Genomic DNA, 24157 nt, shown 5'->3' with positions numbered 1-24157 from the left:
TCCGCTTAAAGAACCTGATCCAGCACCCGTTTCAAACGCGCGATGGTGCCGTCCACGTCGTACAGCTTGTCGAGCCCGAACAGACCCAACCGAAACGTGCTGAACCCTTCGGGCTCATCACATTGCAACGGAACACCCGCGGCAATCTGCATACCAAGTGCCGCAAATTTCTTGCCGTTCTGGATTTCGGGATCCGAGGTATAGCTGACCACAACTCCGGGCGCGCCGAAACCGTCGGCCGCAACCGAAACAACACCCTTGTCCTTCAGCATCGACCGCACACCGTCACCCAGCGCCCATTGCGCCGCACGCAACTTTTCGAACCCGTATTCACGAGTCTCTGCCATGGTGTCGCGGAAGGCCAGCAACGCATCGGTCGGCATCGTGGCGTGGTAGGCGTGGCCGCCGTTTTCATAGGCTTGCATGATCTGCCGCCATTTCTTCAGATCAAGGGCGAAACTGTCGGAACTGGTCTGTTCCAGACGTGCCTCTCCGCGTTCAGACAACATGACCAGACCGGCACATGGCGAGGCGCTCCACCCTTTCTGCGGCGCCGAGATCAGAACATCGACACCGGTGGCTTTCATGTCCACCCAGGCGCAACCCGACGCAATGCAATCCAACACCATCAGCGCACCCACTTCATGCGCCGCGCTTGCCAGCGCGGTCACATAATCATCCGGCAGAATGACCCCCGCCGACGTTTCGACATGCGGAGCAAAAACAACACCGGGCTTTTGTTCGCGAATCGCGGCGACGACCTCTTCGATTGGAGCAGGCGCAAAAGGCGATGGGCTGGAATTGCCAGTCTCGCGCGCCTTCATGACCGTGGTCGACTTTGTCAGAGAACCGCTTTCAATGATCTGGCTCCACCGGTACGAAAACCATCCATTGCGAACCACAAGCACATCTGCGCCGCGCGCAAACTGTCGGGCGACCGCTTCCATGGCATAGGTTCCACCACCGGGAATAACGGCAACGCCATCCGCGTTGTACACGCCCTTCAACATATCCGAAATGTCGCGCATCACCTGCTGAAACTTTTGCGACATATGGTTCAGCGAGCGGTCGGTAAATACGACCGAGAATTCTTCGAGCCCGTCCGGGTCAACGGTTTCCAGCAAGCCTGGCATGGCGCATCCTCTCCAAAGCGTTTTCGAAGTCTTGTCCGCTTTGTCAGTGCGGGTAAAGCCCTTTCGCTGCAAAACTTGACCCAACGTAAAGCTTAACAAACACTTAATTTTTCTCACTTAGTTTCCTGAAAACAGAAAAATGACGCCAACCAGTGTCACTTCCCCTTTACACTTCTACTTGCTTCTGAACAGATGCGCACACTTTATACTTGAAGGGATAGATTCACCCGTGACGATACAAAAGCGTATCAGCTTCCAGTTCGTTCGAGACGAAGTAAAACGACGCATTGAAAGCCGTGTCTGGCCACAAGGATCGCTTTTGCCGACGGAGACCCAGCTGGCAGAGGAGTTCAATTGCGCCCGGGCCACTGTGAACAGAGCCTTGAGAGAACTGGCCGACCAGGGCTTTGTCGAGCGCAAACGCAAGAGCGGGACACGTGTCAAGAAAGAGCCCAGCAAACACGCCAAACTTGAATTGTCACTGGCGCGGCAAGTGGTCGAAAACCAGAATGCAAACTATCGCTATGCGCTTGTTGAAAGGAATGTGGTCACCAGCCCAGGATGGCTTTCCTCGCAGATCAACGTGGCACCGGACGCGCGTGTTCTACATGTAATTTGTATGCACTATGCAGATAATCGGCCCTTCCAGATGGAAGAACGATGGATCAACATCGAGGCCGTACCTGACGTGGAGGACGCGGACCTGTTCGAACAGGGGCCACATGAATGGCTGTTGACGGCCGCACCTTTCACCGATGCCGAGGTCGCTTTCTGTGCCATTTCCGCAGATGCGCGACTGGCAGAATTCATGGGCACCACGGCGGGAACATCCATGATTCAAATGGAGCGCACCACCTGGAAAGAAGACAGGCCGCTTACCTTTGCGCGCATGACGCATCATCCGGGCTATTGCATCCGCACGAAATACTGACTCTGTTCAGCCGATGGGACCGGGCAGACGTTCTTCGCTCAGCAGAACGTTGGCCTCGACGTCGCCTGCACCCGGCAGAGTCATGATCCGACGCCGCAAAACACGTTCGAAATCGGCCAAGTCCCGGGCTACGACACGCAGTCGATAATCATACAGCCCCAGCACGTGTTCGACTGTCTGCACCTCGGGCACGGCACTGACAGCGCGCTCAAAATCTTCAAGACTGACTTGGCCCTTGCGCCCCAGCTTGATGCCCAGAAAGACTGTGACACCGAACCCCAGCGCCTCGGCATTCAGACGCAGCCGACGGCCCTTGATTATTCCTGCCTCTTCCAGCCGACGAATGCGGCGCCACGTGGCGGGTTGGGACAACCCGAACCGGCGCCCCAATGCTCCGGCACTTTGCGTGGCATCCTGTTGCAGCGCGCGAAGAAGACGGCGATCAATCTCATCCAGTTCGATCATACCGGCAGCACCTCGTCCCGCTTGACCCGCGCGATGTGCATAAGGGCCTCGATATCGGCAATATGAGGCAGGGTCAGAATCCGGTCGCGATAAAGCTGCTGATAATGCTTCATATCTTTTGCAATGACGGAAAGACGAACATCGACACGACCCAGAAAGGTCTGGATTTCGATTACCTCTGCCACGTCACGCGCCGCCTGCGTGAAATCGTCGAAAGCTCGGGCCTGCGTCTTGTCGAGCGTGATCCGAAGCGAAACTTCGACAGCATATCCCATCGCGGCCCAGTCTATCACGGCCTCCTGCCCTTCGATGATCCCTGCGGTCTGCATCTTTTCGATTCGCCGCCAGCAGACGCCCGCGCTAATCCGGCAAAGATCGGCCAGTTCCGCTGTTGTCAGGCTCGGGTCTGCTTGAAAGTGGCGCAGAATGCGCCGATCAATATCATCAAGCATGATTTTTTCACTTTCTCTAACTATTACGAATTATTCTTCATCTTTTTCGCAAAAACTCAAGCCCAACCCTATCGCCATTGCGCGAACAGGCAGATACAACCGCCGCAATCAAACAAGAAAGGACCGGCGAAATGCGCGTCTATTACGATCGCGATTGCGATATCAACCTGATCAAAGACAAGAAAGTGGCTATCCTGGGCTATGGCTCGCAAGGTCACGCCCACGCGCTGAACCTGCGCGATTCAGGCGCAAAGAACCTGGTCATCGCCCTGCGCGAAGGCTCGCCCTCGGCCAAGAAAGCCGAAGCGGAAGGTCTGCAAGTGATGGGCATCGCCGAAGCGGCTGCCTGGTGTGACGTGATCATGTTCACCATGCCCGACGAGCTTCAGGCCGAGACCTACAAAAAATATGTCCACGACAACATCAAGCCGGGCGCGGCCATCGCCTTTGCCCACGGCCTGAACGTCCATTTCGGCCTGATCGAGCCGAAAGAAGGCGTCGACGTCATCATGATGGCCCCCAAGGGCCCCGGCCACACCGTGCGCGGCGAATACACCAAAGGCGGCGGCGTGCCCTGCCTGGTCGCTGTCCACAACGATGCAACCGGCAAGGCGCTGGAAATCGGCCTGTCCTACTGCTCGGCCATCGGTGGCGGGCGCTCGGGCATCATCGAAACCAACTTCCGTGAAGAATGTGAAACCGACCTGTTCGGCGAACAGGCCGTTCTGTGCGGTGGTCTGGTCGAACTGATCCGCTGCGGCTTTGAAACTCTGGTCGAAGCCGGTTACGCCCCTGAAATGGCGTATTTCGAGTGCCTGCACGAAGTGAAGCTGATCGTTGACCTGATCTATGAAGGCGGCATCGCCAACATGGATTATTCGATCTCGAACACCGCCGAATACGGCCAGTACGTCACCGGGCCGCGTATCCTGAAATACGACGAAACCAAAGCGCGCATGAAAGCGGTTCTGGACGACATCCAGCAGGGTAAATTCGTTCGTGACTTCATGCTGGAAAACGCCGTTGGCCAGCCGACCATCAAAGCGGCGCGCCGTGCCAATGACGAGCATATGATCGAAGAAACCGGTGCCAAGCTGCGCGGCATGATGCCGTGGATTTCGGCCGGGAAGATGGTTGACAAAGAAAAGAACTAAGTACGGCGGAAGCCTTTCACAGGGCGGCCTGAGTGGCCGCCTTTTTCGTTTGAACAAAGGTCCGGCAAGGCACATAAACAGCCGGTCAGGTAAAAATTTTTTGGCGCACCCGCGCGTTCCGACAGGACAATCAATGGTTCTACAGCCGACAAGACAGGACTGGAGCGGCGTCTTCACGCTGGGCCTGATCTGGGGCGCGACCTTCATGGTCGTTGCCATGGCGCTTGAAGGGTATGGCCCAATCACCGTTGCCACCTCACGAACCACGCTGGGCGCTGTTACCCTGTTGCTGATGATGAGGGCGACCGGTCGCAAGCTGCCGGTTCTGACGCCGGCGCTGAGTGTTTCGATTGTCCTTATTGGCGTGCTGTCCACTGCCGTGCCATTCATGTTGCTGAGTTGGGGGCAGCAATTTGTGCCATCTGCCTTTGCGGGGCTGTCCATGGCTGCTATCCCGCTGATGGTGCTGCCGCTTGCGCATTTCTTCTCGGATGAACCACTGAACCTGCGCCGATTTATGGGGGTGTGCCTTGGCTTTTCCGGGGCCCTGGTTTTGATCGGACCCGGCCTTGCACAATTGGGCCAGGGGGCAGAACCCGTCGCACAACTGGCCTGCATCACGGCAGCGTTGTGTTATGCAAGTTCATCCGTGCTGACGCGACGCTGTCCGCCGGTTGACCCTTTGGTACTGGCTGCTCTGACGCTGGTTGTCGGGGCCGTGCTTCTTCTGCCCATAATGCTGGTCACCGAGGGGCTGCCGACCTGGCAAGGCCCACGCCCGACAATCGCCCTGATCGTTCTGGGATTGCTGCCAACCGCGTTTGCCACCCTTTTGCGCGTTTCGATCACCCGCAGCGCCGGGTCGGTTTTCCTGACATTGGTGAATTACCAGGTGCCGATCTGGTCGATGGTGTTCGGCGCATGGATCCTGTCCGAGGCCCTGCCCCTGCGCTTTTACATCGCTTTGGCGCTTATCCTGACCGGCATGGCCATCAGCCAGTGGTTCAGCCTGCGAAAGGTATTGTTCGGGCACTAGCTTGTGGCGGCTTCGACCTCTGCCACGATGCTGTCGACAACTTGTGTCAGCAACCCATCGTCTTCGCATTCAGCCATCACGCGGATCAGAGGCTCGGTCCCGGATTTGCGGATCAACAAACGGCCCTGCCCGTTCAGCCGCGCCTCGGCATCGGCGATGGCCGCCTGAACACTTTGAACCTCCAACGGTGTTTGATCGCTGGAATAGCGCACATTCTTCAGCAACTGCGGAACGGTTTCGAACTGCTTGGACAGATCAGATGCCTTGCGCCCCGACAAAACCATTTCCGCCAGGAAATGCAGCCCAGCCATCAACCCATCACCGGTTGTGGCATAATCGCTCATAACGATATGGCCGGACTGTTCCCCACCAAGGTTGAACCCACCTTCACGCATCCGTTCGACCACGTAGCGATCACCGACGGCCGTTCGCTCCAGACGCAAACCCTGCGCTGTCAGATGGCGTTCCAAGCCCAGGTTGGACATGACGGTCGCGACCAGGGCGTCGCCTTTCAACTGGCCCGATTTCTTCCATGCCGTCGCCAGCAAAGCCATAAGCTGATCGCCGTCAGCCACCTGGCCGGTTTCGTCGACCACAACCACCCTGTCCGCGTCGCCGTCCAGACAAATGCCCACGTCGGCGCCATGCGCGACAACGGTTTCTGCGGCCAGTTGCGGCTTGGTCGATCCGCAGTTGAGATTGATATTCTTGCCGTTGGGCGCGATTCCCACGGGGATCACTTCTGCGCCCAGCTCCCACAGAACTTCTGGCGCGGTGCGGTGGGCTGCGCCGTTCGCACAATCGATCACCACCTTCAAACCATCCAGACTGACGTTCCGCGGCAACGACGACTTCACACGTTCGCCATAGCGAAACCGTGCGTCATCAACCCGGCGCGCCCGGCCGATATTCTGCGCCTGGGCGGGTCTGACGCCTTCGTCGATCAGCCTTTCGATCTCGACCTCGGCCTGATCGGACAGTTTATAGCCGTCCGGCCCAAAGAACTTGATTCCGTTGTCTTCGGCAGGGTTGTGGCTGGCCGAGATCATGACGCCCAGATCAGCCCTCATGGACCGCGTCATAAGGCCAACGGCGGGCGTCGGAACGGGCCCCAGCAGCAGCACGTTCATTCCAGTGGATGTCAAACCGGCCGTCAGCGCGTTTTCCAGCATATAGCCGGACAAACGCGTATCCTTGCCGATGACAACCCGGTGCACCCCTGTCGCGTCGCGTCGGAAATACCGCCCGACAGCGGCCCCGATGCGCAACGCCATCTCTGCCGTCATCGGATGCGTGTTGGCGGTGCCCCGCACCCCGTCGGTTCCGAACAGCTTGCGCATAGGTGTTACTCCGTGATTTGCCGTGCGACCGGATTACCGGACAGCAGCCCATAGGCGCAAGGCCTGAGAGGTCTCGGCCACGTCATGAACGCGGATGATCTGCACGCCCTGAGACAATCCGGCCAGAGCCACCGCGATTGATCCCGGCGCGCGGGCAGTCTTGCAAGGCTCTTTTCCGATGGCGCCAATAAAGCCCTTGCGCGACACGCCCAACAGGATCGGGCAGCCCAAGCCGTGGAACAGGCTGAGATTTCGCAGAAGGATCAGGTTGTGATCCTCGGTCTTCCCAAACCCGATCCCGGGATCCACAACGACCTGATCGCGGCTCAGGCCAAGACGTTCCAGCAACGCAATCTGGCCTTCGAGAAAATCGTAAACATCCAGCAATACATTGTCGTATTGCGGATTGATCTGCATCGTCGCCGGATCACCCTGCATGTGCATGACACAGACAGGCACTCTCTGCGCGGCACAGAACGGTGCCAATGCCGGATCGAAGGTGAAGCCCGAGACATCGTTGACCAACCCTGCCCCGGCCGCGCAGGCAGCCTTGGCGACATCGACCTTTCGTGTATCGATGGAAATCAAAGCGCCTGTTTCCGACCGGATCGCTTCGATCAACGGGCGGGTTCGCGCGATCTCTTCCCCGGCCGGGACAAAATCCGCCCCCGGACGGGTGGACTCTCCGCCGATATCCAGAATCGTGGCACCATGCGCCACCATATTCACCGCAGCCACGCGAGCAGCATCTACCGAGCTGTGAACACCGCCATCCGAGAAACTGTCCGGCGTGGCATTCAGAATCCCCATGATATGAGGCACCTGCATATCAAGGCCCGCCACGTCAGCCCGCGGTTGAATCAAACGGCTCAGGTAATCTGACGGAACGTCCGAGGCCGCGACGATTTCGGGTTCTGACCCGCGCCGCAGGGCCTCGGCATGAGTGAACCAAAGGGGTTGGCCCGCCAGCGGCACAGCGCCTGCCGGACGGGTCGCTCCATGCTGAACCAGTGGTCTGAAATAGGTTCTCACAGCTGGGCCTGATCCACCGCAACAGCGCGCAAGGGCGTTTTGGGTTCCGTCGGCAATGCGCCGCCGATCACCATCATTTCGCTCGCTTCAAAGGTCGCCGCGAACCATGCAGCCAGCGCCACGGCATCCGACGGGGCGGCAGACGGGCCGTCAACGGCGTCCAATACGATCTTGGATGGGGCCCAGACACAGATCTGGCCGTTCTTCATCGCCCAATCCAATTCGGTCCGCGTTGAGACCACCACACAGCGATGGTCCCGTGCCGCCAGAACCCAGGCATTCTGTTCAATTGCCAACAGGTCAATTCGGCGTTGCGTCATCGCATGACCCGTTTGCGGAGCGGCCAGTTCGGACGCCCCGACACACAGGATCAGCGGGCGCTGGCGGTTCTCCAACTGATCGATCCAACCCTTCAGGTTTTCCGAGGCGATGGCGTCATTCGACAGGAAGACAAGGCGGGGATGCGGGCGTTCTTCTTCGGCCACCTCATGATGGACCGAGTCTTTTCCACGCACGATCTCAACCCCCAACGCACCCGGGCCTCGATCCAGTTTTTCGATGCGAACAAAGACCCTTACAGCCTGAGGTTCAAGCAATATGCGTTCCGCAACGCGTTCGGCCAATGTCTCAAGCAGGTTCAGGCGCTCGGCCGCCAGCTCATAGGCGATGGATTCCGTTACGCGGTCATATGACAGGATGCGGTCCACATCATCATCAATCGGGTCTGTCAGAGGCCGGACTTCGACCACGATGTTGAAACAGATCCGCTGGGTTGTTCCCCGCTCGGCCTGGAAGGCACCGATTTCGACTTCGACGATATGGTCGCGCAAAGAGATACGATCCAACGGCCCCCGAGGAGACGTCGCTTCGGACCGTTCGGACGGGTGTGCGAATGCCAAGCGGATTTCAGAACTCATGGGTCAGGCCTTTTCGGGCTCGTTGCATAGTTTACCTACTATAGGCGTCGCGAGGGCCTATAGCATTCAAACAAGCGCCATTCCAACCGCCGAATGCGGCGTCACGAGACCCGAAACCAGCTCATCATCCCGGAAGCAGCATGCCCAAGCATATGACAATGCAGCAACCAGTTCCCGGGATTGTCCGCGATCAATGCGATTTGGCGAGTCTGTCCCCGCCCGACCAGAACGGTATCACGCCAAGGGCCCAGAGAGCCATCGTCCATGATCAGCCGGAAGTGATGCCCGTGCAGATGCATTGCGTGCGGAAATGCGGTTTCATTTACGAACTCGATCCTGTGCAAACTGCCGACGGCCGTATCCAGAAACGGATCTTCGGGGCGCTCGGCGTAACCGTTCAGCGCCCAGAATTTGCCCAACTGCGCCAGTTCGCGGCCTGACAGTTCCGTTCCACCCAGCCGGCCGCTTTCCAGCCACCGCATTGCGCCACCTTGCAGAACCATCTGGTGCGCTCTGGCACGTTGAAAATTCCCGATCTCAGGCAGAGGGTTAGGCGGCAATGCTGACACGCCCTGCCTGTGCGCCCCGGCAGCGTTTCCACCAACCTCGAACCGCGCCAGCCCAAAGGAACCATCTCTTTCGACGCTGACCAGGCTTGCCGTTTCGCCCTCGGTGACGACATCCACAATCAGATCCGCGCGCTGCGCAGGTGCCAGCGGGAAAGAGCCCGACAGCCGCAGCGGTGTGTCCAAGGGCATTCCATCCAAGGCGACGATCCACCCTGAAAGACCATCAAGATCCAGGTCAAATATCCGGGCATTTGAGGCGTTGACCAATCGCAGTCGCAGACGCTCGTTTCTGCGTACCGCAAACGCGGGATCGAATGATCCGTTGACGGTCAGGATGTTCCCAATCCGACCTGCATGGCTCAGATCATGGCCATTGTCGAAATCATCCGTGATCTGGGCGGTTTCCGGATCAAGCCGCCAGTCGTCCAGCATCAGCACCAAATCCTGATCCACATCGGGGGCCACGGTTTCTTCGACGATCAGCGGCCCATAAAGCCCGCGCGCAACCTGTTCAATCGACTGGTTATGCGCATGGTACCAATAGGTCCCTGCATCGGGAACGACGAAGGAGTAATCAAAGCTTGCGCCCGCTTCCACCGCGTCCTGCGTCAGGCCGGGCACGCCGTCCATGGCGTTTTCGATGCGAATGCCGTGCCAATGGACCGACGTGGCTTGCGGGAGCTGGTTCATCAGTGTGCGCTGGATGCGGTCGCCCTGCCTGACGCGCAGTTCAACGCCGGGAACAGACCCGTCATATGTCCAGACTACCGTTTCAGGATAACTTGCTGGCGCGATCGGGTATTTGGCTACACGCGCATTAAGCGGTGCAAAACCCGCGCTGGCCACACGCGGCATCAGAAATGCTGCGGCGGCGGATTGCAAAAGATGTCTGCGGTTCAAAATCATTGCGGGCCTCCTGGCCCGCAATATAGGATGCAACCTGCCCCACGCCAGCAAGCTTCCAGCGCGGGTGCGTCAATCAGTTGCTCGCTGTCCGATAGTTGTGGCGGTAGAAAATGTGCACGCCGATTTTCGCCGTCTGTTTATAGACCCGCGACCAGGACGGGCGAACCGATGTCGTGTGATAGTGCGTCGCCCCTTCGGTCAACTCATCCGCCACACCATCAATGGCTGCCCGCGCGACTTTTGCCACACGCTCATACGCCGTTTTCTCGTGGATGACCTCTTTGCGGCCATCACAGGTGTATGTAAATTGGCACTGGTATTTCTTGCCGGTCCCCTGATGGATCACCCCGCACAGGGAATCCGGGAAACGGCTGCTTTTGACCCGGTTCAGGATCACCTCGGCAACCGCGAACTGGCCGCGCACGCTTTCGCCGCGCGCCTCGAAATACAGGGCTTCGGACAGGCATTTCCAGTTTTCACCACCGGAGGCCTTTGGTTGCTGGTCAAGCCAGTCTTTGGAGAAGGACACTTCGACAGGTTCAGCCGCCTTGCGGGGCTGGAACAGCTTGAAATAGTCCCGGAAGCTTTGCGCCGGCAGCTCACTGCGGGCGACAAGTTCTTTCTTTGCAGTATCAATTGCTTCCCTCTCGGCGAAGGACGCACTCGGCAGCACGGTTGCCGCCATTGTAGCAACAGCCATTATGTAACGTAGCATCAGATAACCTCGCACAGGCACATCACGCGCCATACCCTCCCCCGGCGGGCGCGACGAGGCATCTAACGCAATCCTGCGCAAAGGTCCAGTATCCTGAAAAAAGCAAGTGGAAAACTGCCCGTGGCGAAAATAATTTTCGCCTACGAGTGACCGAATAACCCACTAATCCTTGGGGTTCAGCGCGGTGTCAACCCCCAAGTCTGGAGGAAATCGCCAGTTGAGCGGCAGCCAGCCGAGCGACCGGAACCCGGAACGGCGAACACGAAACATAGTCAAACCCCAAATCCCTGCAAATGGCGATTGATTCGGGGTTCCCGCCGTGTTCGCCACAGACCGAAAGGGTCACATTCGGTTTCGCGGCACGCCCTCGTTCCGCCCCGAGTTTCAGCAATTCCCCGACCCCATCCGGATCAAGAACGTGGAACGGATCTTCGCCAAAGACTCCCTGCCGAACATAGGCGGACATGAAACGACCGGCATCGTCGCGGGACAGGCCGTAGGTCATCTGTGTCAGGTCGTTTGTACCAAAACTCATGAAGGCGGTCTGCGGCGCGATTTCTTCCGCGCGCAGACAGGCGCGTGGTGTTTCGACCATGACGCCCAGCCGATATTCGAACTTCTGTCCCCGTTCAGATTCAACGGCGGCGGCGACCGAATCGATGCGGGATTTGACCAGTTCAACCTCGCGCTTGGCAGATACCAGCGGGATCATCACTTCGGGCACCACCGGGGCACCGTTTTTTCTGGCCTCCAGCGTGGCTTCGAAAATCGCGCGCGCCTGCATGTCGTAGATCTCGGGCACGGTGACACCCAGACGAACGCCGCGCAGGCCCAGCATTGGGTTGTATTCGGTCATCGCCTCAACCCGGCGTTCAACGTCGGACACAGGAAGGTCCAGCGCCTCTGCCAGTTCCCGTTGCCCGGTGCGCGTTGTCGGCAGAAATTCATGCAAGGGTGGATCGAACAGGCGGATGCAGACAGGCTGGCCTTCCATGATCCGGAACAGCTGAACAAAATCCTCGCGCTGCATCGGAAGCAGGCGTTCCAGCACCGCCGCCCTGCCCGCCGAGGTTTGCGCAAAGATCATTTCACGCATCACGATCAGACGGCCGGGATCAAAGAACATATGTTCTGTCCGGCACAGACCGATCCCCTGAGCCTGAAAGTTCCGGGCTGTCTGCGCGTCAGCCGGTGTGTCGGCGTTGGCGCGGATGTCGATGTCACGCTCGGCATCGGCCCAGCCCATCAGCGTCTGGAAACAGTCATCCAATGCGGCCTCGAGCATGGCGGGTTGACCAGCCAGCACCTGACCCGAGCTGCCATCAATGGTGACAATATCGCCGGTTTTGAACACCCGCCCATCCGGTGCGGTCAGCATCTTGTCTTTCGTCTGAAACCGCATTTCCGAGGCCCCGACGATACAGGGCAGGCCCAATCCGCGCCCGATCACGGCCGCGTGGCTGGTCATGCCGCCCTTTTCCGTCAGAACTGCAACGGCGGCATGCATCCCGCGCACATCCTCGGGCGAGGTTTCCCGGCGCACCAGAACACACGCCTCGCCACGGGCGGCACTGGCCTGCGCTTCGGCCGAGGTGAACACGATCTTGCCGGTCGAGGCACCGGGGCTGGCACCAATGGCGGTGGTCAGCACATCGCGGCGCGCATCGGGGTGGACCTGACGGTGCAGTAATTCGTTCAGCGCGTGCGGGTCGACACGCATCACCGCCTCTTGCGGCGGTATGATACCGTCTTCGGCAAGACGTACGGCAATGCGCATGGCCGCGCGGGCCGATCGCTGCACCCGGACGCCATCCAGAATATGCACTTTGCCGTTTTGAATGACGAACTCGACCTGCATTTCTTCACGCAGTTTTTCGCGCATCAGGACGGCATGCGTTTTGACGTCGGCAAAGGCTTTGGGCGCAACCTCTTCCAGCGAGGGGCCGCGCGGGTCTTTTTCAAGAAACAGGGCTGCCACATCTTTGCCTAGCGCGTCGCGCCCCTGGCTCTGGCTTAGGTAGCGACCGGTGATCTGTGGCATTCCTGTTGTGGAATCAACCAGTTGAAGCACGCCTGATCCGCATTCACCCTGCCCGACGCCCGGGATCATCTCTTGAATGACAAGCCCAAGACCCGCATCTGCCGGGGCACCCTTGGCCTGCCGCAGCAGCCGGGCGGACGTCCCGTCCCATGCACGTGCCATCGAGCGCAGAACGCCGATCAGCTGTTCACCCCGGTCCTGCGGGAAGGCTTCATCCGTTTCATCTTCGTAGGCGCGCAGGGAATGGCGCAAGCCTTCGCTGCCATCCATGTCGATGTCATCAAACACATCCGCGTCCAGCCGCGCCACGTGGATCGCATAGCTTTGAACGAACCTGAGATACAGCGCAGCAGCGGCCTCTGCCCCCATGGTGTCGGACAGGTCCACATAGCGGGCATCATTCATGCCAATGTTCAGAACCGCACCGGGCCCGCCCCAATCGGGATCTTCAGAACTTGGTCGGACGCACAGCAAGGTCGTGGGGTCGAATTGCTCAAGGATCGCGTCAAGGTTCGGAACGTCGCCTTCCGCAATCTGATGGACCGCATCAAACGACAAGGCGACGGTCCGGGGCACCGGCAGGTCCAGTCGGACCAGCCGTTGCAGACACTTGGCCCGCCCGCCATGGGTATGGGCCGTGACCGGTGCATCGGATGTAATGAGCGTGGTATGCGGATTATTCTGCACTGCAGCACCTTTTGACTTGCCTGCAGCATAAGCGCTTGCGCCCTTCGTGCAAGGGCGTTGTGGGCACGCATCGCTGCGTGCCCGAGGTTTTAACCTTCGATCCGCGACAGATCGGCCACGCTGGAACAAACCTGCCTGATCTGACTGAGCAGGTTCAGCCGGTTGCGGCGGATCACGTCATTGTCAGTGTTGACCTGCACGTCCTCAAAGAACGCATCCACCGGCCCGCGCAGCCCCGCCATGGCCGCCATTGCAGTTGGAAAGTCTTCGGATTTCAGGGCCACGTCGATTTGCGTCTGCGCCCCATCCAAAGCCATGAAAAGCGCCTTCTCGCTGTCGGTCTCGGCGAATTTCACATCCGCACCGTAAGAGTATTCCACGCCGTCCTTTTCCTCGGCCTGGGTCAGGATGTTGTTGGCCCGCTTGAACCCCTGCACAAGGTTTTCCCCATCCTCGGTCGCGATCACGGCATTCAACGCGCGGGCACGTTTGACCAGCAGGTTGAGGTCGTCATTCCCCTCCATCGCGATGCACGCATCGATGATGTCGTGGCGGATGCCCTCGTCACGCAGAAAGACTTTGAGGCGGTCGTGGAAGAAGGACAAAAGGTCATCGGACGTATCGGGTACCGTCCGTTCAAGACGCAGAAAGTCCGTCATTTGTTGCGTCCCGGCCTTGTCGCCCGCAAGCTTCTCCTTCACCGTACGGAACGCCGCTCCGAAAACACCGTGGTCGGCAATCTCATCCAACAGCTCTGCGACATACCCGTCGTGCAAGGCTTCGTTGGAAGCCGCTTCGGCCCGAACGAGTTGCGCGTCGAAGAAACGATCCAGCTTCAGCCGCAGATCATTGTTCAGGATCAACCGGATCACCCCCAATGCCGCGCGACGCAGCGCGAACGGGTCCTTCGACCCGGTGGGCTTTTCGTCGATCGCCCAGAACCCTGCCAGAGTATCAAGTTTGTCCGCAAGCGCCACGGCGACCGACAGGGGTGCCGCAGGCACATTATCCGACGGCCCCAGCGGCGAGTAATGTTCCTGCGCAACAGCAGCCACCGCGGCATCCTCGCCGGCGGCTTCGATGTAATACCGCCCCATGAGCCCCTGAAGTTCGGGGAATTCATAGACCATCTCTGAACTCAGATCGGCCTTGGCCAGACGCGCGGCTTTCTCGGCCTGATCCGGGTCGGCGCCCGTCACCAGAGCCAGTTCGCGGGCCAGCGCGGCGATGCGCTCGATACGTTGGGCCTGAGTGCCCAGTTTGTTGTGGAAGGTCACGTTCTCCAGCGCGCGGGTCCATTGGGCGATGTCCGATTTGGCAACGCGCAGGTCGTTTTCCCAAAAGAACTTGGCATCGGCCAGACGCGCCGACAGCACCTTTTGATTGCCGGCCAGAATGGTCGCGCCGTTATCGGTGGTTTCGCGGTTGGCGACGGTGATGAAACGCTCGATCCGACCGGTCTTGTGGTTTTTTACGGAAAAGAACTTCTGATGCTCTTTCATCGAGGTCTGCAACACCTCGGGCGGCAATTCGAGGAATTCCTCGTCGATTTTCCCCATCAACACCACAGGCCATTCCACCAGCCCGGCAACCTCGGCCAACAGCCCCTTGTCTTCGACGATTTCCAGACCGGCGGCAAAAGCCATGTTCTGCGCATCATTCCAGATGTGTTCGGCACGTTCATCCTGTGACAGCAAAACGAATGCGCGTTTCAGCTTGGCGGCATAGTCCTCGAAAGACGTAACCGAGAACCGGTTGGGGGCCATGAAACGATGACCGGCTGTGGTGTCACCGGAACGGATGCCATCGACCTGCATCGGAACAACCTGCGCCCCTGATTCATCCGACAGGATGCACAGAATCGAATGCAACGGGCGCACCCACCGCAGACTGCCGCTGCCCCAACGCATGGATTTGGGCCATGCGAAGTTGCGAATAGTGGCTTCCAGCACTTCGGCAATGATCTCGGCGGCCGGACGGCCCGGTTTCTCGATGGTGGCGAAGTAAACGGCGCCCTTGGGGGTCTCGCGCTCTTCCAGTTGGTCGCGGGTCAGGCCAGCACCCCGCAGGAATCCTTCAATCGCCTTGTCCGGCGCGCCGACCTTGGGCCCTTTGCGCTCTTCCCGGATTGTCGGGCTTTGCGCCAGCAGACCTTCCACCGCCAATGTCAGACGGCGGGGTGTCGTCAGTGCGGCCGCGTTTGAATAGGTCAAACCGGCCTCGACCAGACCATCGGTAATCCGCTTTTTCAGATCCTCACCTGCACGGGTTTGCATCCGCGCAGGAATTTCTTCGGAAAACAGTTCGATCAGCAGGTCGGGCATAGTCGGTCCTTAGAAGTTCACAATCGTCTGAATGACGATGGCATTGGCGATATCCACAAAGAAGGCGGATACAAGGGGCAACACGATAAAGGCAATAGGCGACGGCCCATATCGCTTGGTTACAGCCGTCATATTTGCAATCGCCGTGGGTGTGGCGCCCAGGGCAAAGCCTCCGAAGCCCGCTGCCAGCACCGCTCCGCGATAATTCGAGCCCATCAGGGGAAACAGTACCCAAATCACGAAGGCAACCGTAAACACCGTTTGCGCCGTCATGATCACGGCAATTGCCACACCCAGTTCCGCGATGGTCCACAACTGCAAGCTCATCAGTGACATTGCCAGAAAGGCCCCAAGCGCAAATTCAGACAGCAATGCCAGCGACGGTGTCCGTGCAACCGGCGGCGCGGACGGAGCGATGGCCGCCCGGACATTCGAAATCACGATGCCCATGATCAGACAGGGCACAAACAGCGGCAGTTTAAGCCCCGCTGCCGAAATCGCCTCGCCCAGCGCATAGCCCAGAATAATCGCAAGGTTTAGATGCAGCAGCACGCGCATGATGGTCATATGGTCAATTTCGGTGGCTGCGGTCGTTTCTTCCGGCAGTCCAACGGTATGTTCTTCGTCAGGTCGGTCCGGCGACAGGCCTCGTGTTTCCACCAGAAGACGGGCGATGGGGCCCCCGACCAGCGCTGCAAGCACCAGTCCGAGCGTCGCCACGGCAACGCCAAGTTCAGTTGCACCGTCCAGACCCGTAGCGCTGGCAACTTCGGGTGCCCATGCAATTGCGGTTCCGTGTCCACCAATCAACGCGGCCGAACCGAACAGAACGCCTGCTTGCGCCGGATAGCCAAACAAGGAAGCCCCTGCCGCGCCGATAACGTTCTGCGCAACAATCGTGACAAGCGTCAAAATCAACAGGATCAACAAAGGCTTACCACCGGCAATCAAGTCAGAAAGCCGCGCGTTCAATCCGATTCCGGCAAAGAACAAAACCAGCAGAGCGTCCCGGGTCTGCAACTCGAATGACAGCTCTACATTGGCACCAAGATACAGAAGCAAGACCACGAGCGAGGCCAAAAGGCCGCCCGTGACCGGTTCAGGAATATTGAACTGCCTCAGAACTGCGACTTTGCTGTTGATCCGGGCACCCAACAAATACACCGCAAACCCCAGAGTTGCAGTAATGAAGTCCGGGATTAAAACGGCGTCAGCCATGGTTTTCCTCAGTTTTCAGGGCGCGTCGGGCACTCCTCACCCACCACCGTACCGTCATAGGCTTTTTCACCGCAGTTGTTCAACGCGTGCCAGACATATCCCTTGCCATCCCTGGTAATCGCCACGATCCGGTCGACGCCGAAATTGATGTTCTTTTCGCTCAAAAACGCCTGCGCCTGCCCCGATTTCAGCGCATCGCCCAACGACACGGCGTCGTAACAGTCAAACCAACCCGGCGCGGTCAAGGGGTCGGGGTTTTCGACAGCAATAAACCCGGCCATCTGATCCGGTTTCAGATCCGTTTCAAAACAGCCACGGTAGCGGATCGGAGAACTGTCTGCATCAATCGCCTGAAAGTCTGAATAGGTGATCGGGACAGGCGCATCGCTTTGGTCCGTCATCAGGACCACGTCCTGGCCGGGTTGCGGTTCGACCTCGTAGTAGAAACCGTAAATCTGCAAATAATACATTCCGGCCCCGGCCACCAAGGCCGACAACAACAGAACAATTGCCAGCAGTTTTCCCGTCATGTTTCAGGCTGCCTCTTTCAAGTTCTTGTAAAATAGGACAGGTTTCGTCCGGGTATAGGCATCAATGAGGTCAACACCATGGAATCCACGCTTGCTGTCGGTTTTTTCGGCGCATTGTTTGCCATCATGAACCCGGTTTCCAACCTGCCGGTGTTTCTGAGCGTCACTCAGGATCTGCCTGCCGCCGACCAGCGCAAGATTGCGGTGAAGACGGTGATCTATTGCCTGATCCTCGGCGGTGCCTTTGCGCTGGTCGGAAGTCAGGCGCTTGGCCTTTTTGGCATCAGCGTCAATCACCTGCGCGTCGCCGGCGGCCTGGTCGTCATGATGATCGGTCTCAACATGCTGAACGGAAACGAAAGCACCTCTCATCACGGAACAAAAGGAGAGAAGGAAGCTTACCCCGAAACCGATACGGTGGCCTTTTACCCGCTGGCCTTTCCCATTCTTGTGGGCCCCGGCACGATAACCACCCTGATCTTGTACGCACATCAGGTTAAAACTGCGGTCGAGGCCTTTGTTTTTGCAGGCGTATTTCTCGTTGTGGTCGGCCTGCTTCTGATCACGTTCTGGAACGCCGCCTGGCTGGCTGAACGCCTGTCCAGCAACGCGCGCGTGATCATGAGCCGCTTCATGGGTATGATCCTTGCCGCCATTGCCGTCAGCATGATCGCAGACGGGCTCAAGGCGCTTTTGCCCGGGCTGGCCTGATTGCCTCATCAGGCCTGAAACCCGGCGGCCTCGGTCTGCACGAACGCATCCGCACATTGTTTGGCCAACGCCCGGACGCGCCCGATATAGGCCTGCCGTTCAGTCACCGAGATCACGCCGCGCGCGTCCAGCAGGTTGAAGATGTGACTGGCCTTGATGCATTGATCATAGGCAGGGTGCGCCATGATGATGCGTTTGCCCGTCTTCGGGTCCACATGCGCCTGGCTCAGAATCGCCGCGCACTCGGTCTCGGCCTCTTCGAAGTGGCGCAGCAGAACTTCGGTGTTGGCCACGTCAAAGTTCCAGCGGGCGTACTCCTCTTCGGTCTGCTTGAAGATATCGCCGTAAGTCAAAGGACTGGGCGACTGGGGGTCATTGAACGGCATGTCCATCACGTGATCGATGCCGAGCACATACATGGCCAGACGCTCCAGCCCATAGGTCAGCTCGCCTGATACCGGCGCGCAGTCATGGCCGCCAACCTGTTGGAAATAGGTGAACTGGCTGACTTCCATTCCGTCACACCAGACTTCCCAACCCAGACCCCACGCGCCGAGCGTCGGGCTTTCCCAGTCATCTTCGACAAAACGGATGTCGTGCAGGTCCATGTCGATGCCAATCGCCTCGAGGCTTCCCAGATACAACTCCTGCAAATCCGGTGGGCTGGGTTTGATCAGCACCTGGTACTGATAGTAGTGCTGCAACCGGTTCGGGTTCTCGCCATAACGCCCATCTGTCGGGCGGCGTGACGGCTGAACGTAAGCCGCAGCCCAGGCTTTCGAGCCAAGCGCGCGCAGGGTGGTCGCGGGATGGAACGTTCCGGCCCCGACTTCCATGTCATAGGGCTGTAGAATCGCACAGCCTTTAGACGCCCAATAGGTCTGAAGCCGCAGGATGATCTCCTGAAATGAACGCGGTGCGCTGGTCGGTTCGGTCATGGCATTCCCTCTGGGCGCCTTTGCGCCCGGTTCCGGTCGGTTTTGCCCTTCCTATGCAAGGGGCAAAGGGGCGTCAACGGGGCTTGGGGCCAAGCCTGTATCTGCAGAGCCACACCGTAAATTCCCCGCATTCGCGGCATGGCGTTTCGCAAATGAATTCGCGTATTCTGCGCCAAAGCACGAACACTGCATAAGACGGGCAGACTATGACACGCGTATTTTCAGCAATCCTATTGTTTCTTCTGGTCGGCCTGCGCGCCGCAACCGCACAACAAGATCCCGGCGTCTGGGTCCAGGTCGAGGCCCGGCCCTCGCTGCGCGAAGCGCAGGAACGGGCACAGGCCTATGCCAGTGCTTTGCCGGATGTGAACGGGTTTCGCCTGAACAGCGGCTGGTACGCGATCGTGATCGGCCCCTACGCGCGGACCGACGCCGAACAGGTGCTGCGCGTCTATCGGGCCGAAGGCCAGATACCGCGCGACAGTTACATCGCGTTTTCCAGCGCGATGGGGCAACAGTTCTGGCCCATCGGGGCAAACGTGCTGAACCGTGGCACCGTCGCGGCACCGATTGAACCTGTGGCACAACCGGAAGAGGCTCCGGCGGTTACCACACCACAGGATTCGGATGAAACCCGTGCGCAGGCGCTTCAGTCCGAACGTCTGTTGACCGCGCGGGAACGCAAGGATCTGCAAACGGCTCTGCGCGCGGCGGGGTTTTACAACTCGACCATCGATGGTGCGTTCGGGCAAGGCACCCGCCGTTCGATGAGCGATTGGCAGCGCTACAACGGGTTTGACGCCACGGGCGTTCTGACGACGTTGCAGCGCAAGGTCCTGATGGATGAATACAACGCGCCGCTGATCTCTGTTGGAATGGAGCGGTATTCCGACGACAAGGCCGGGATCGTGCTCGACATGCCTCTGGGCGCTGTCAGCCTTGATCGCTATAAGGCCCCCTTCGCACATTTCAAAAGCACCTCTGACCTGAACGCCAAGGCGCTGCTGATCAGTCAGGAGGGGGACAAGAACACGCTCCGCGCGTTGTACGAGGTGATGCAATCGCTTGAGATCGTTCCAATGAATGGCCCTCGTGAACTGGGCCGCGACCGGTTTACCCTTGAAGGACGCGGCAACGGCATAGTGTCCTTTACGCAAGCGCAATTGGCCGATGGAAAAATCAAGGGCTTCACCCTTGTCTGGCCCGAAGGAGACGAGGCACGTCGCCTGCGTGTCCTGTCAGCGATGACATCCAGCTTCAGCACGACGGATGCGGTTCTGGATGCCGCCGCCGGTGCATCCGCAGAACAGCGCATCGATCTGGTGTCGGGCCTTCAGGTCCGTAAGCCCCGACTGACGCGCTCTGGCTTTTTCGCGGATGAGAATGGGACAGTACTGACGGTTTCCGAGGCCGCAGACAGCTGCACGCGGATCACGCTGGATGGCGATCACGAGGTTCAACTGGCCCTTACGGACCCTGAACTTGGCGTGGCGGTCCTGCGCCCTGCAAAAACGCTCGCCCCCATGAGCGTCGCCGCGTTCAGTGCGGCCAAGCCGCAGATCAAGTCTGAGGTGGCCGTGTCCGGCTATTCCTATCAGGGCGCATTGGGTGGCCCCACCCTGACCTACGGGCAGGTCGCGGACATTCGTGGGCTGAACGGTGAGACCGGCGTCAAGCGTCTGGCGCTGAACGCCCAACCCGGCGATGCAGGCGGCCCCGTCTTCAATGACAGCGGTAACGTCGTCGGAATGTTGTTGCCCACACCGTCCGAAGGGCGCACCCTGCCCGCTTCGGTCAGCCTTGCGGCCACCGTTGATCGGTTGACCGAAATTCTTGCAGAGGCCGGAGTGTCCGGTCAGTCGAGCGAGGAAACCACACGGATCTCACCCAATGAGCTGAACCGGCGCGCAACCGGCATGACGGTTCTGGTTCACTGCTGGGATTGATCCGACAGCACCTCAAAAAAAAGCGCCGCATGAAAGTGCGGCGCTTTTTCGTTACAGAATGTCAGGTGTCACGTGGATCAAGGTCGGCACAGGCGCATCGAATGCGGCCCTTACTGCACTTTGCATCTCTGCTACATTCGAAGGCGCCGAGGAGCGCGCACCAAAGGCTTCGGCAAGTTTGCAGAAATCGGGATTGTGCGCCATGACCGCGTTGGGCGCGATCTGGCTGCGCACCATACTGTCCTCGATTTCCTTCAGTTTGCCATTGTCCCAAAGAATGATCGGAAGCGACAATCCCAGTTCAACCGCCACGCCCAGTTCCTGCATCGTGTAATGGAACCCGTAATCCCCGGCGATAACCGCCGTGGGTTTGCCGCGTCGGGCAACCGCCCCGCCGATACCGGAGGGCAACCCGTAGCCAAGAGTGCCAAACCCCGTCGGGTGGTGCCAATGATGGGGGAAGGCCATGTCCCACACCTCTTTGGCGACATAGGCAAACTGCGTCATGTCCGAATAGATCATGGTGTCGGCCGGCATGGCCGCGCGCAGGGCATCTGCGATCGGTACGATTCCGGGCCGCTCGGCATCCACCTCAGCACGCCAGCGCGCCCGCGCATCGGCCACTTCCTCGGGTGACCAGCCTGTTGCCGGTTTCATCTCCTGGGTTGCGTGCCACAGGGCGCGGGCAAAGCTCTGGCTGTCGACTTGCAGCTTGATGGCGGCGCGGTGGCGATCAGACAGAACCTCGGGGTCGAGATCAACGCGTATCAAGGTCGCCTTGTGCCCCAAATCCTGCCGCCACAAATCGACCTCGCCCAGCTCGGCCCCGACAGCGATCACCAGATCCGCCGAGGCGATTACCTCGGCACTGCCGGGACGCGGCAACATGGACCCGAAATCCAGCAGATAATTTGCGCCCGGCAGCCCGCGCCCGGCATAGGTGGTAAAACAGGCCGCCCCCAGCTGTGTCAAAATCTGACGCCAATCATTCAACCTGCATCCGCCACCCAGGATGAACAGCGGCCTGCGGGCAAGGTTCAACATGGACACGACCGATGACACGTCAGGCGGCAAGGCTTTGGTGCGCAGCGCGGGCTGGTTGGGGAACGGCGCGGGGTCGGCCTCGGCCTGCAACTGCGCGATGGGCACCTGAATGTGCTTGGGGCGCGGGCGCGAAAGCTCGAATTCTTCAAACGCCCGTTCTATCAGCCCATAGGCAGCTTCGGCGGAGTTGGCCTGTACGGACCAATCCGCAACCGTACCGGCGGCGGCACGTTGATCTTTCATCTGGTGCAACTGACCCCGGACAGCCTGCGTTTCATCCAGGCATGAGGACAGAATCAGCATCGGAACCGAGTCGCTGTAGGCCTGTCCGATCGGGGTCATGATGTTGCACAGGCCGGGACCGGTGATCACATAGGCGACGCCGGGCTGCCCGGTCGCGCGCGCGTAACCGTCAGCCATGAATCCGGCCCCCTGTTCGTGCCGGGCCAGAACATGCGTGATCCCGGCCTCTTCGATACCGCGATACATTTCCTGATTATGGACACCGGGAATGCCGAATATCACATCCACACCGCGATCCTTGAGCATATGCGAGATTTGCGCGCCAAGGGGTCTTTTCATCAGCCTCTCCAGAATTGAACGGTAAAGATCGCATATACGGCCAAAAGTTCGAGCCGCCCGGCCAGCATCCCGAAAGTCAGCAGCCACTTGGCCGTATCGTTGAGACCTGCGAAATTGCCCGCCGGTCCGATCTGATCGCCGAGTCCCGGTCCGACATTGGCCAGCGCCGTCGCGGCCCCGGATACGGACGTGACGAAATCCAGACCTGTCAGCGCCAACGCCCAGGACAACACCCCCATCGACAAAACGAAGAACATGAAAAAGCTCATCACCGATGTCAGAACGTCCCGCCCGACCGGCCTTCCATCATAGAGCGGCATGAACACGCCATGCGGGGACCGGATCCGTTTGATCTGGCTTTTGATCGAGGCGAACAACAACTGATAGCGGAAAATCTTGATCGAACACGCCGTCGACCCCGCACATCCACCGATCAATCCGATCAGGAAAAACAACATGATCGGAAAGCTGCCCCACCCCATGTAATCGACACTGGCATATCCTGTCCCCGAGATGATCGAGGTGATGTTGAACAATGACTCGCGGAACGCCTGTTCCCAGTGATGCGGAAAGACCGAGGTCAGAAAGACTGACATGATGACAACCAGAACCAGAATGGTCGCCAGAAATGCCCGGATTTGACTGTCTTTCCATAAGGACGCCGTATGACCATTGGCCAATTGGACATATCGCACAAAGGGCAGAGCCGCCAGAATCATGAAGACGGATGCAGCATATTCGGCCGGGCCTGAAAATGTTCCAAACGAGGCATCATAGTTCGAGAAACCACCCGTGGACACCGTCGTGAAAGCATGCACCAACGCGTCAAAAAAACTCATCCCCAATGCGGCATAGACCAGCACGCATACGAGTGTCAGGAAGACGTAGATCAGGGAAATCTGTCCCGCAATCTCCTGCGCGCGAGGCAGGATTTTCCCCATGGTCTCAAACCCTTCCGATCGGAAGATTTGCATGCCACCAACCCGCAATTCCGGCAGGAACACCATCGCAACAACGATAATGCCGATGCCCCCCAGCCATTGCAGGATACCGCGCCACAACAAAAGCCCCTGCGGCAGCGTGTCCAACCCTGATATCACAGTCGAACCGGTCGTCGTAAGGCCCGACATCGCCTCGAAATAGGCATCGACAAAGCGCAGTTCGGTTTCACCGAACAGAAACGGGATTGCACCAAACACCGGCAGCGCGACCCAAACGCCGGTTGTCAGCAAAAAGGTCTGCCGGATGGTCAGACCCTCGCCCACGCCGTTGGAACAGCTCATCGCAAGAACGGATCCGGTCAGCATCGTGATTATCGCGCTTTCCAGAAATACATTCCATTCGCCGCGACCTTCGATAATGTCCGCGAGCATAGGCAGCAGCATGGTCGCCCCAAGAATGGCGACCAGCAAGCCAATCACATATCCGACCGGGCGAAGATCCATCATGACGCGCAGCGTTGGCGCGCCAACCCGACCGTGTCAAG

Annotated in this window: 20 protein-coding genes; 5 read left to right on the top strand and 15 right to left on the bottom strand. The window is 59.1% G+C overall.

Annotated features, from left to right (window positions below; genetic code table 11):
* Window positions 1–5: 5 nt before the first annotated feature.
* Window positions 6–1133, bottom strand: coding sequence for an aminotransferase class V-fold PLP-dependent enzyme (locus tag ACR0FB_RS09040; RefSeq protein WP_480619129.1), 1128 nt, complete (start codon window positions 1131–1133; stop codon window positions 6–8).
* A 229-nt stretch (window positions 1134–1362) separates the two neighbouring features.
* Here ACR0FB_RS09040 and ACR0FB_RS09035 point away from each other — a divergent pair, with 229 nt between their 5' ends.
* A complete protein-coding gene (locus tag ACR0FB_RS09035; protein WP_348539704.1) occupies window positions 1363–2064 on the top strand; it encodes a GntR family transcriptional regulator in 702 nt (233 codons plus the stop codon).
* Window positions 2065–2070: 6 nt separating this feature from the next.
* On the opposite strand, the gene ACR0FB_RS09030 is transcribed toward ACR0FB_RS09035, so the two are convergent.
* Window positions 2071–2529 (bottom strand): Lrp/AsnC family transcriptional regulator, encoded by a 459-nt coding sequence (locus ACR0FB_RS09030; RefSeq protein WP_152457626.1) that lies wholly within the window; start codon window positions 2527–2529, stop codon window positions 2071–2073.
* Window positions 2526–2981 (bottom strand): Lrp/AsnC family transcriptional regulator, encoded by a 456-nt coding sequence (locus ACR0FB_RS09025; protein WP_480619126.1) that lies wholly within the window; start codon window positions 2979–2981, stop codon window positions 2526–2528. The genes ACR0FB_RS09030 and ACR0FB_RS09025 overlap by 4 nt, the downstream gene beginning before the upstream one ends.
* Window positions 2982–3088: 107 nt before the next feature.
* Between ACR0FB_RS09025 and ilvC the strand changes: the two genes are divergently transcribed.
* Together ilvC and ACR0FB_RS09015 are read left to right on the top strand one after the other, a co-directional pair.
* On the top strand, window positions 3089–4135 hold the full coding sequence (gene ilvC / locus ACR0FB_RS09020; RefSeq protein ID WP_480619983.1) for a ketol-acid reductoisomerase: 1047 nt from the start codon (window positions 3089–3091) through the stop codon (window positions 4133–4135).
* Between the two features lie 133 nt (window positions 4136–4268).
* Entirely contained in the window at window positions 4269–5171 is a 903-nt protein-coding gene (locus tag ACR0FB_RS09015) for a DMT family transporter (protein WP_209833415.1), read from the top strand.
* Here ACR0FB_RS09015 and glmM read toward each other — a convergent pair.
* The 9 genes from glmM to ACR0FB_RS08970 form a co-directional block, all read right to left on the bottom strand.
* A complete protein-coding gene (gene glmM / locus ACR0FB_RS09010) occupies window positions 5168–6511 on the bottom strand; it encodes a phosphoglucosamine mutase (RefSeq protein WP_171228515.1) in 1344 nt (447 codons plus the stop codon). The genes ACR0FB_RS09015 and glmM overlap by 4 nt on opposite strands.
* A gap of 33 nt (window positions 6512–6544) precedes the next feature.
* Window positions 6545–7543 carry a dihydropteroate synthase gene (gene folP, locus ACR0FB_RS09005; protein ID WP_171633276.1) on the bottom strand — a complete coding sequence of 333 codons (999 nt, stop codon included), beginning with the start codon at window positions 7541–7543 and terminating at the stop codon, window positions 6545–6547.
* Window positions 7540–8460, bottom strand: a complete 921-nt coding sequence (locus ACR0FB_RS09000) for a dihydroneopterin aldolase (RefSeq protein ID WP_170346604.1) — start codon at window positions 8458–8460, stop codon at window positions 7540–7542. Before ACR0FB_RS09000 ends, folP begins: the two co-directional genes overlap by 4 nt.
* Before the next feature lie 101 nt (window positions 8461–8561).
* Window positions 8562–9935: a multicopper oxidase family protein gene (locus tag ACR0FB_RS08995; protein WP_480619124.1), complete on the bottom strand. Its 1374-nt coding sequence runs from the start codon at window positions 9933–9935 to the stop codon at window positions 8562–8564.
* A 73-nt stretch (window positions 9936–10008) separates the two neighbouring features.
* Window positions 10009–10650, bottom strand: coding sequence for a cell wall hydrolase (locus ACR0FB_RS08990; RefSeq protein ID WP_171723483.1), 642 nt, complete (start codon window positions 10648–10650; stop codon window positions 10009–10011).
* A 187-nt stretch (window positions 10651–10837) separates the two neighbouring features.
* Window positions 10838–13378: a putative PEP-binding protein gene (locus ACR0FB_RS08985; protein ID WP_171633281.1), complete on the bottom strand. Its 2541-nt coding sequence runs from the start codon at window positions 13376–13378 to the stop codon at window positions 10838–10840.
* 89 nt (window positions 13379–13467) lie between these two features.
* Window positions 13468–15702, bottom strand: a complete 2235-nt coding sequence (gene glyS / locus ACR0FB_RS08980; protein ID WP_480619122.1) for a glycine--tRNA ligase subunit beta — start codon at window positions 15700–15702, stop codon at window positions 13468–13470.
* A gap of 9 nt (window positions 15703–15711) precedes the next feature.
* Complete coding sequence (gene gltS, locus ACR0FB_RS08975; RefSeq protein WP_480619120.1) at window positions 15712–16920, bottom strand: sodium/glutamate symporter; 1209 nt, start codon at window positions 16918–16920, stop codon at window positions 15712–15714.
* An 8-nt stretch (window positions 16921–16928) separates the two neighbouring features.
* Window positions 16929–17450, bottom strand: a complete 522-nt coding sequence (locus tag ACR0FB_RS08970) for a DUF6446 family protein (RefSeq protein WP_480619118.1) — start codon at window positions 17448–17450, stop codon at window positions 16929–16931.
* Window positions 17451–17528: 78 nt separating this feature from the next.
* Here ACR0FB_RS08970 and ACR0FB_RS08965 point away from each other — a divergent pair, with 78 nt between their 5' ends.
* Window positions 17529–18161 (top strand): MarC family protein, encoded by a 633-nt coding sequence (locus tag ACR0FB_RS08965; RefSeq protein WP_171633290.1) that lies wholly within the window; start codon window positions 17529–17531, stop codon window positions 18159–18161.
* Window positions 18162–18169: 8 nt separating this feature from the next.
* Here ACR0FB_RS08965 and ACR0FB_RS08960 read toward each other — a convergent pair whose 3' ends face one another.
* Window positions 18170–19099, bottom strand: coding sequence for a glycine--tRNA ligase subunit alpha (locus ACR0FB_RS08960; protein WP_171633292.1), 930 nt, complete (start codon window positions 19097–19099; stop codon window positions 18170–18172).
* 206 nt (window positions 19100–19305) lie between these two features.
* Between ACR0FB_RS08960 and ACR0FB_RS08955 the strand changes: the two genes are divergently transcribed.
* Window positions 19306–21045: a serine protease gene (locus tag ACR0FB_RS08955; RefSeq protein WP_480619116.1), complete on the top strand. Its 1740-nt coding sequence runs from the start codon at window positions 19306–19308 to the stop codon at window positions 21043–21045.
* A gap of 51 nt (window positions 21046–21096) precedes the next feature.
* Here ACR0FB_RS08955 and ACR0FB_RS08950 read toward each other — a convergent pair whose 3' ends face one another.
* Both ACR0FB_RS08950 and ACR0FB_RS08945 read right to left on the bottom strand, forming a co-directional pair.
* On the bottom strand, window positions 21097–22671 hold the full coding sequence (locus tag ACR0FB_RS08950) for a thiamine pyrophosphate-binding protein (protein WP_480619114.1): 1575 nt from the start codon (window positions 22669–22671) through the stop codon (window positions 21097–21099).
* Entirely contained in the window at window positions 22671–24119 is a 1449-nt protein-coding gene (locus ACR0FB_RS08945; RefSeq protein ID WP_171723490.1) for a TrkH family potassium uptake protein, read from the bottom strand. Before ACR0FB_RS08945 ends, ACR0FB_RS08950 begins: the two co-directional genes overlap by 1 nt.
* Between the last annotated feature and the right edge of the window lie 38 nt (window positions 24120–24157).

Source organism: Ruegeria sp. P10, assembly GCF_056534925.1.
Note: the sequence above shows the minus strand (reverse complement) of the source record. Positions and strands in the feature narration are given on the sequence as shown.

Bases quoted from the DNA above. Each gene is read 5' to 3' on its own strand.
- ACR0FB_RS09040 (WP_480619129.1), bottom strand. From the start codon at position 1,133: ATGCCAGGCTTGCTGGAAACCGTTGACCCGGACGGGCTCGAAGAATTC.
- ACR0FB_RS09030 (WP_152457626.1), bottom strand. From the start codon at position 2,529: ATGATCGAACTGGATGAGATTGATCGCCGTCTTCTTCGCGCGCTGCAA.
- ACR0FB_RS09025 (WP_480619126.1), bottom strand. From the start codon at position 2,981: ATGCTTGATGATATTGATCGGCGCATTCTGCGCCACTTTCAAGCAGAC.
- ACR0FB_RS09015 (WP_209833415.1), top strand. From the start codon at position 4,269: ATGGTTCTACAGCCGACAAGACAGGACTGGAGCGGCGTCTTCACGCTG.
- glmM (WP_171228515.1), bottom strand. From the start codon at position 6,511: ATGCGCAAGCTGTTCGGAACCGACGGGGTGCGGGGCACCGCCAACACG.
- ACR0FB_RS09000 (WP_170346604.1), bottom strand. From the start codon at position 8,460: ATGAGTTCTGAAATCCGCTTGGCATTCGCACACCCGTCCGAACGGTCC.
- ACR0FB_RS08995 (WP_480619124.1), bottom strand. From the start codon at position 9,935: ATGATTTTGAACCGCAGACATCTTTTGCAATCCGCCGCCGCAGCATTT.
- ACR0FB_RS08990 (WP_171723483.1), bottom strand. From the start codon at position 10,650: ATGCTACGTTACATAATGGCTGTTGCTACAATGGCGGCAACCGTGCTG.
- glyS (WP_480619122.1), bottom strand. From the start codon at position 15,702: ATGCCCGACCTGCTGATCGAACTGTTTTCCGAAGAAATTCCTGCGCGG.
- gltS (WP_480619120.1), bottom strand. From the start codon at position 16,920: ATGGCTGACGCCGTTTTAATCCCGGACTTCATTACTGCAACTCTGGGG.
- ACR0FB_RS08970 (WP_480619118.1), bottom strand. From the start codon at position 17,450: ATGACGGGAAAACTGCTGGCAATTGTTCTGTTGTTGTCGGCCTTGGTG.
- ACR0FB_RS08965 (WP_171633290.1), top strand. From the start codon at position 17,529: ATGGAATCCACGCTTGCTGTCGGTTTTTTCGGCGCATTGTTTGCCATC.
- ACR0FB_RS08960 (WP_171633292.1), bottom strand. From the start codon at position 19,099: ATGACCGAACCGACCAGCGCACCGCGTTCATTTCAGGAGATCATCCTG.
- ACR0FB_RS08955 (WP_480619116.1), top strand. From the start codon at position 19,306: ATGACACGCGTATTTTCAGCAATCCTATTGTTTCTTCTGGTCGGCCTG.
- ACR0FB_RS08950 (WP_480619114.1), bottom strand. From the start codon at position 22,671: ATGAAAAGACCCCTTGGCGCGCAAATCTCGCATATGCTCAAGGATCGC.
- ACR0FB_RS08945 (WP_171723490.1), bottom strand. From the start codon at position 24,119: ATGATGGATCTTCGCCCGGTCGGATATGTGATTGGCTTGCTGGTCGCC.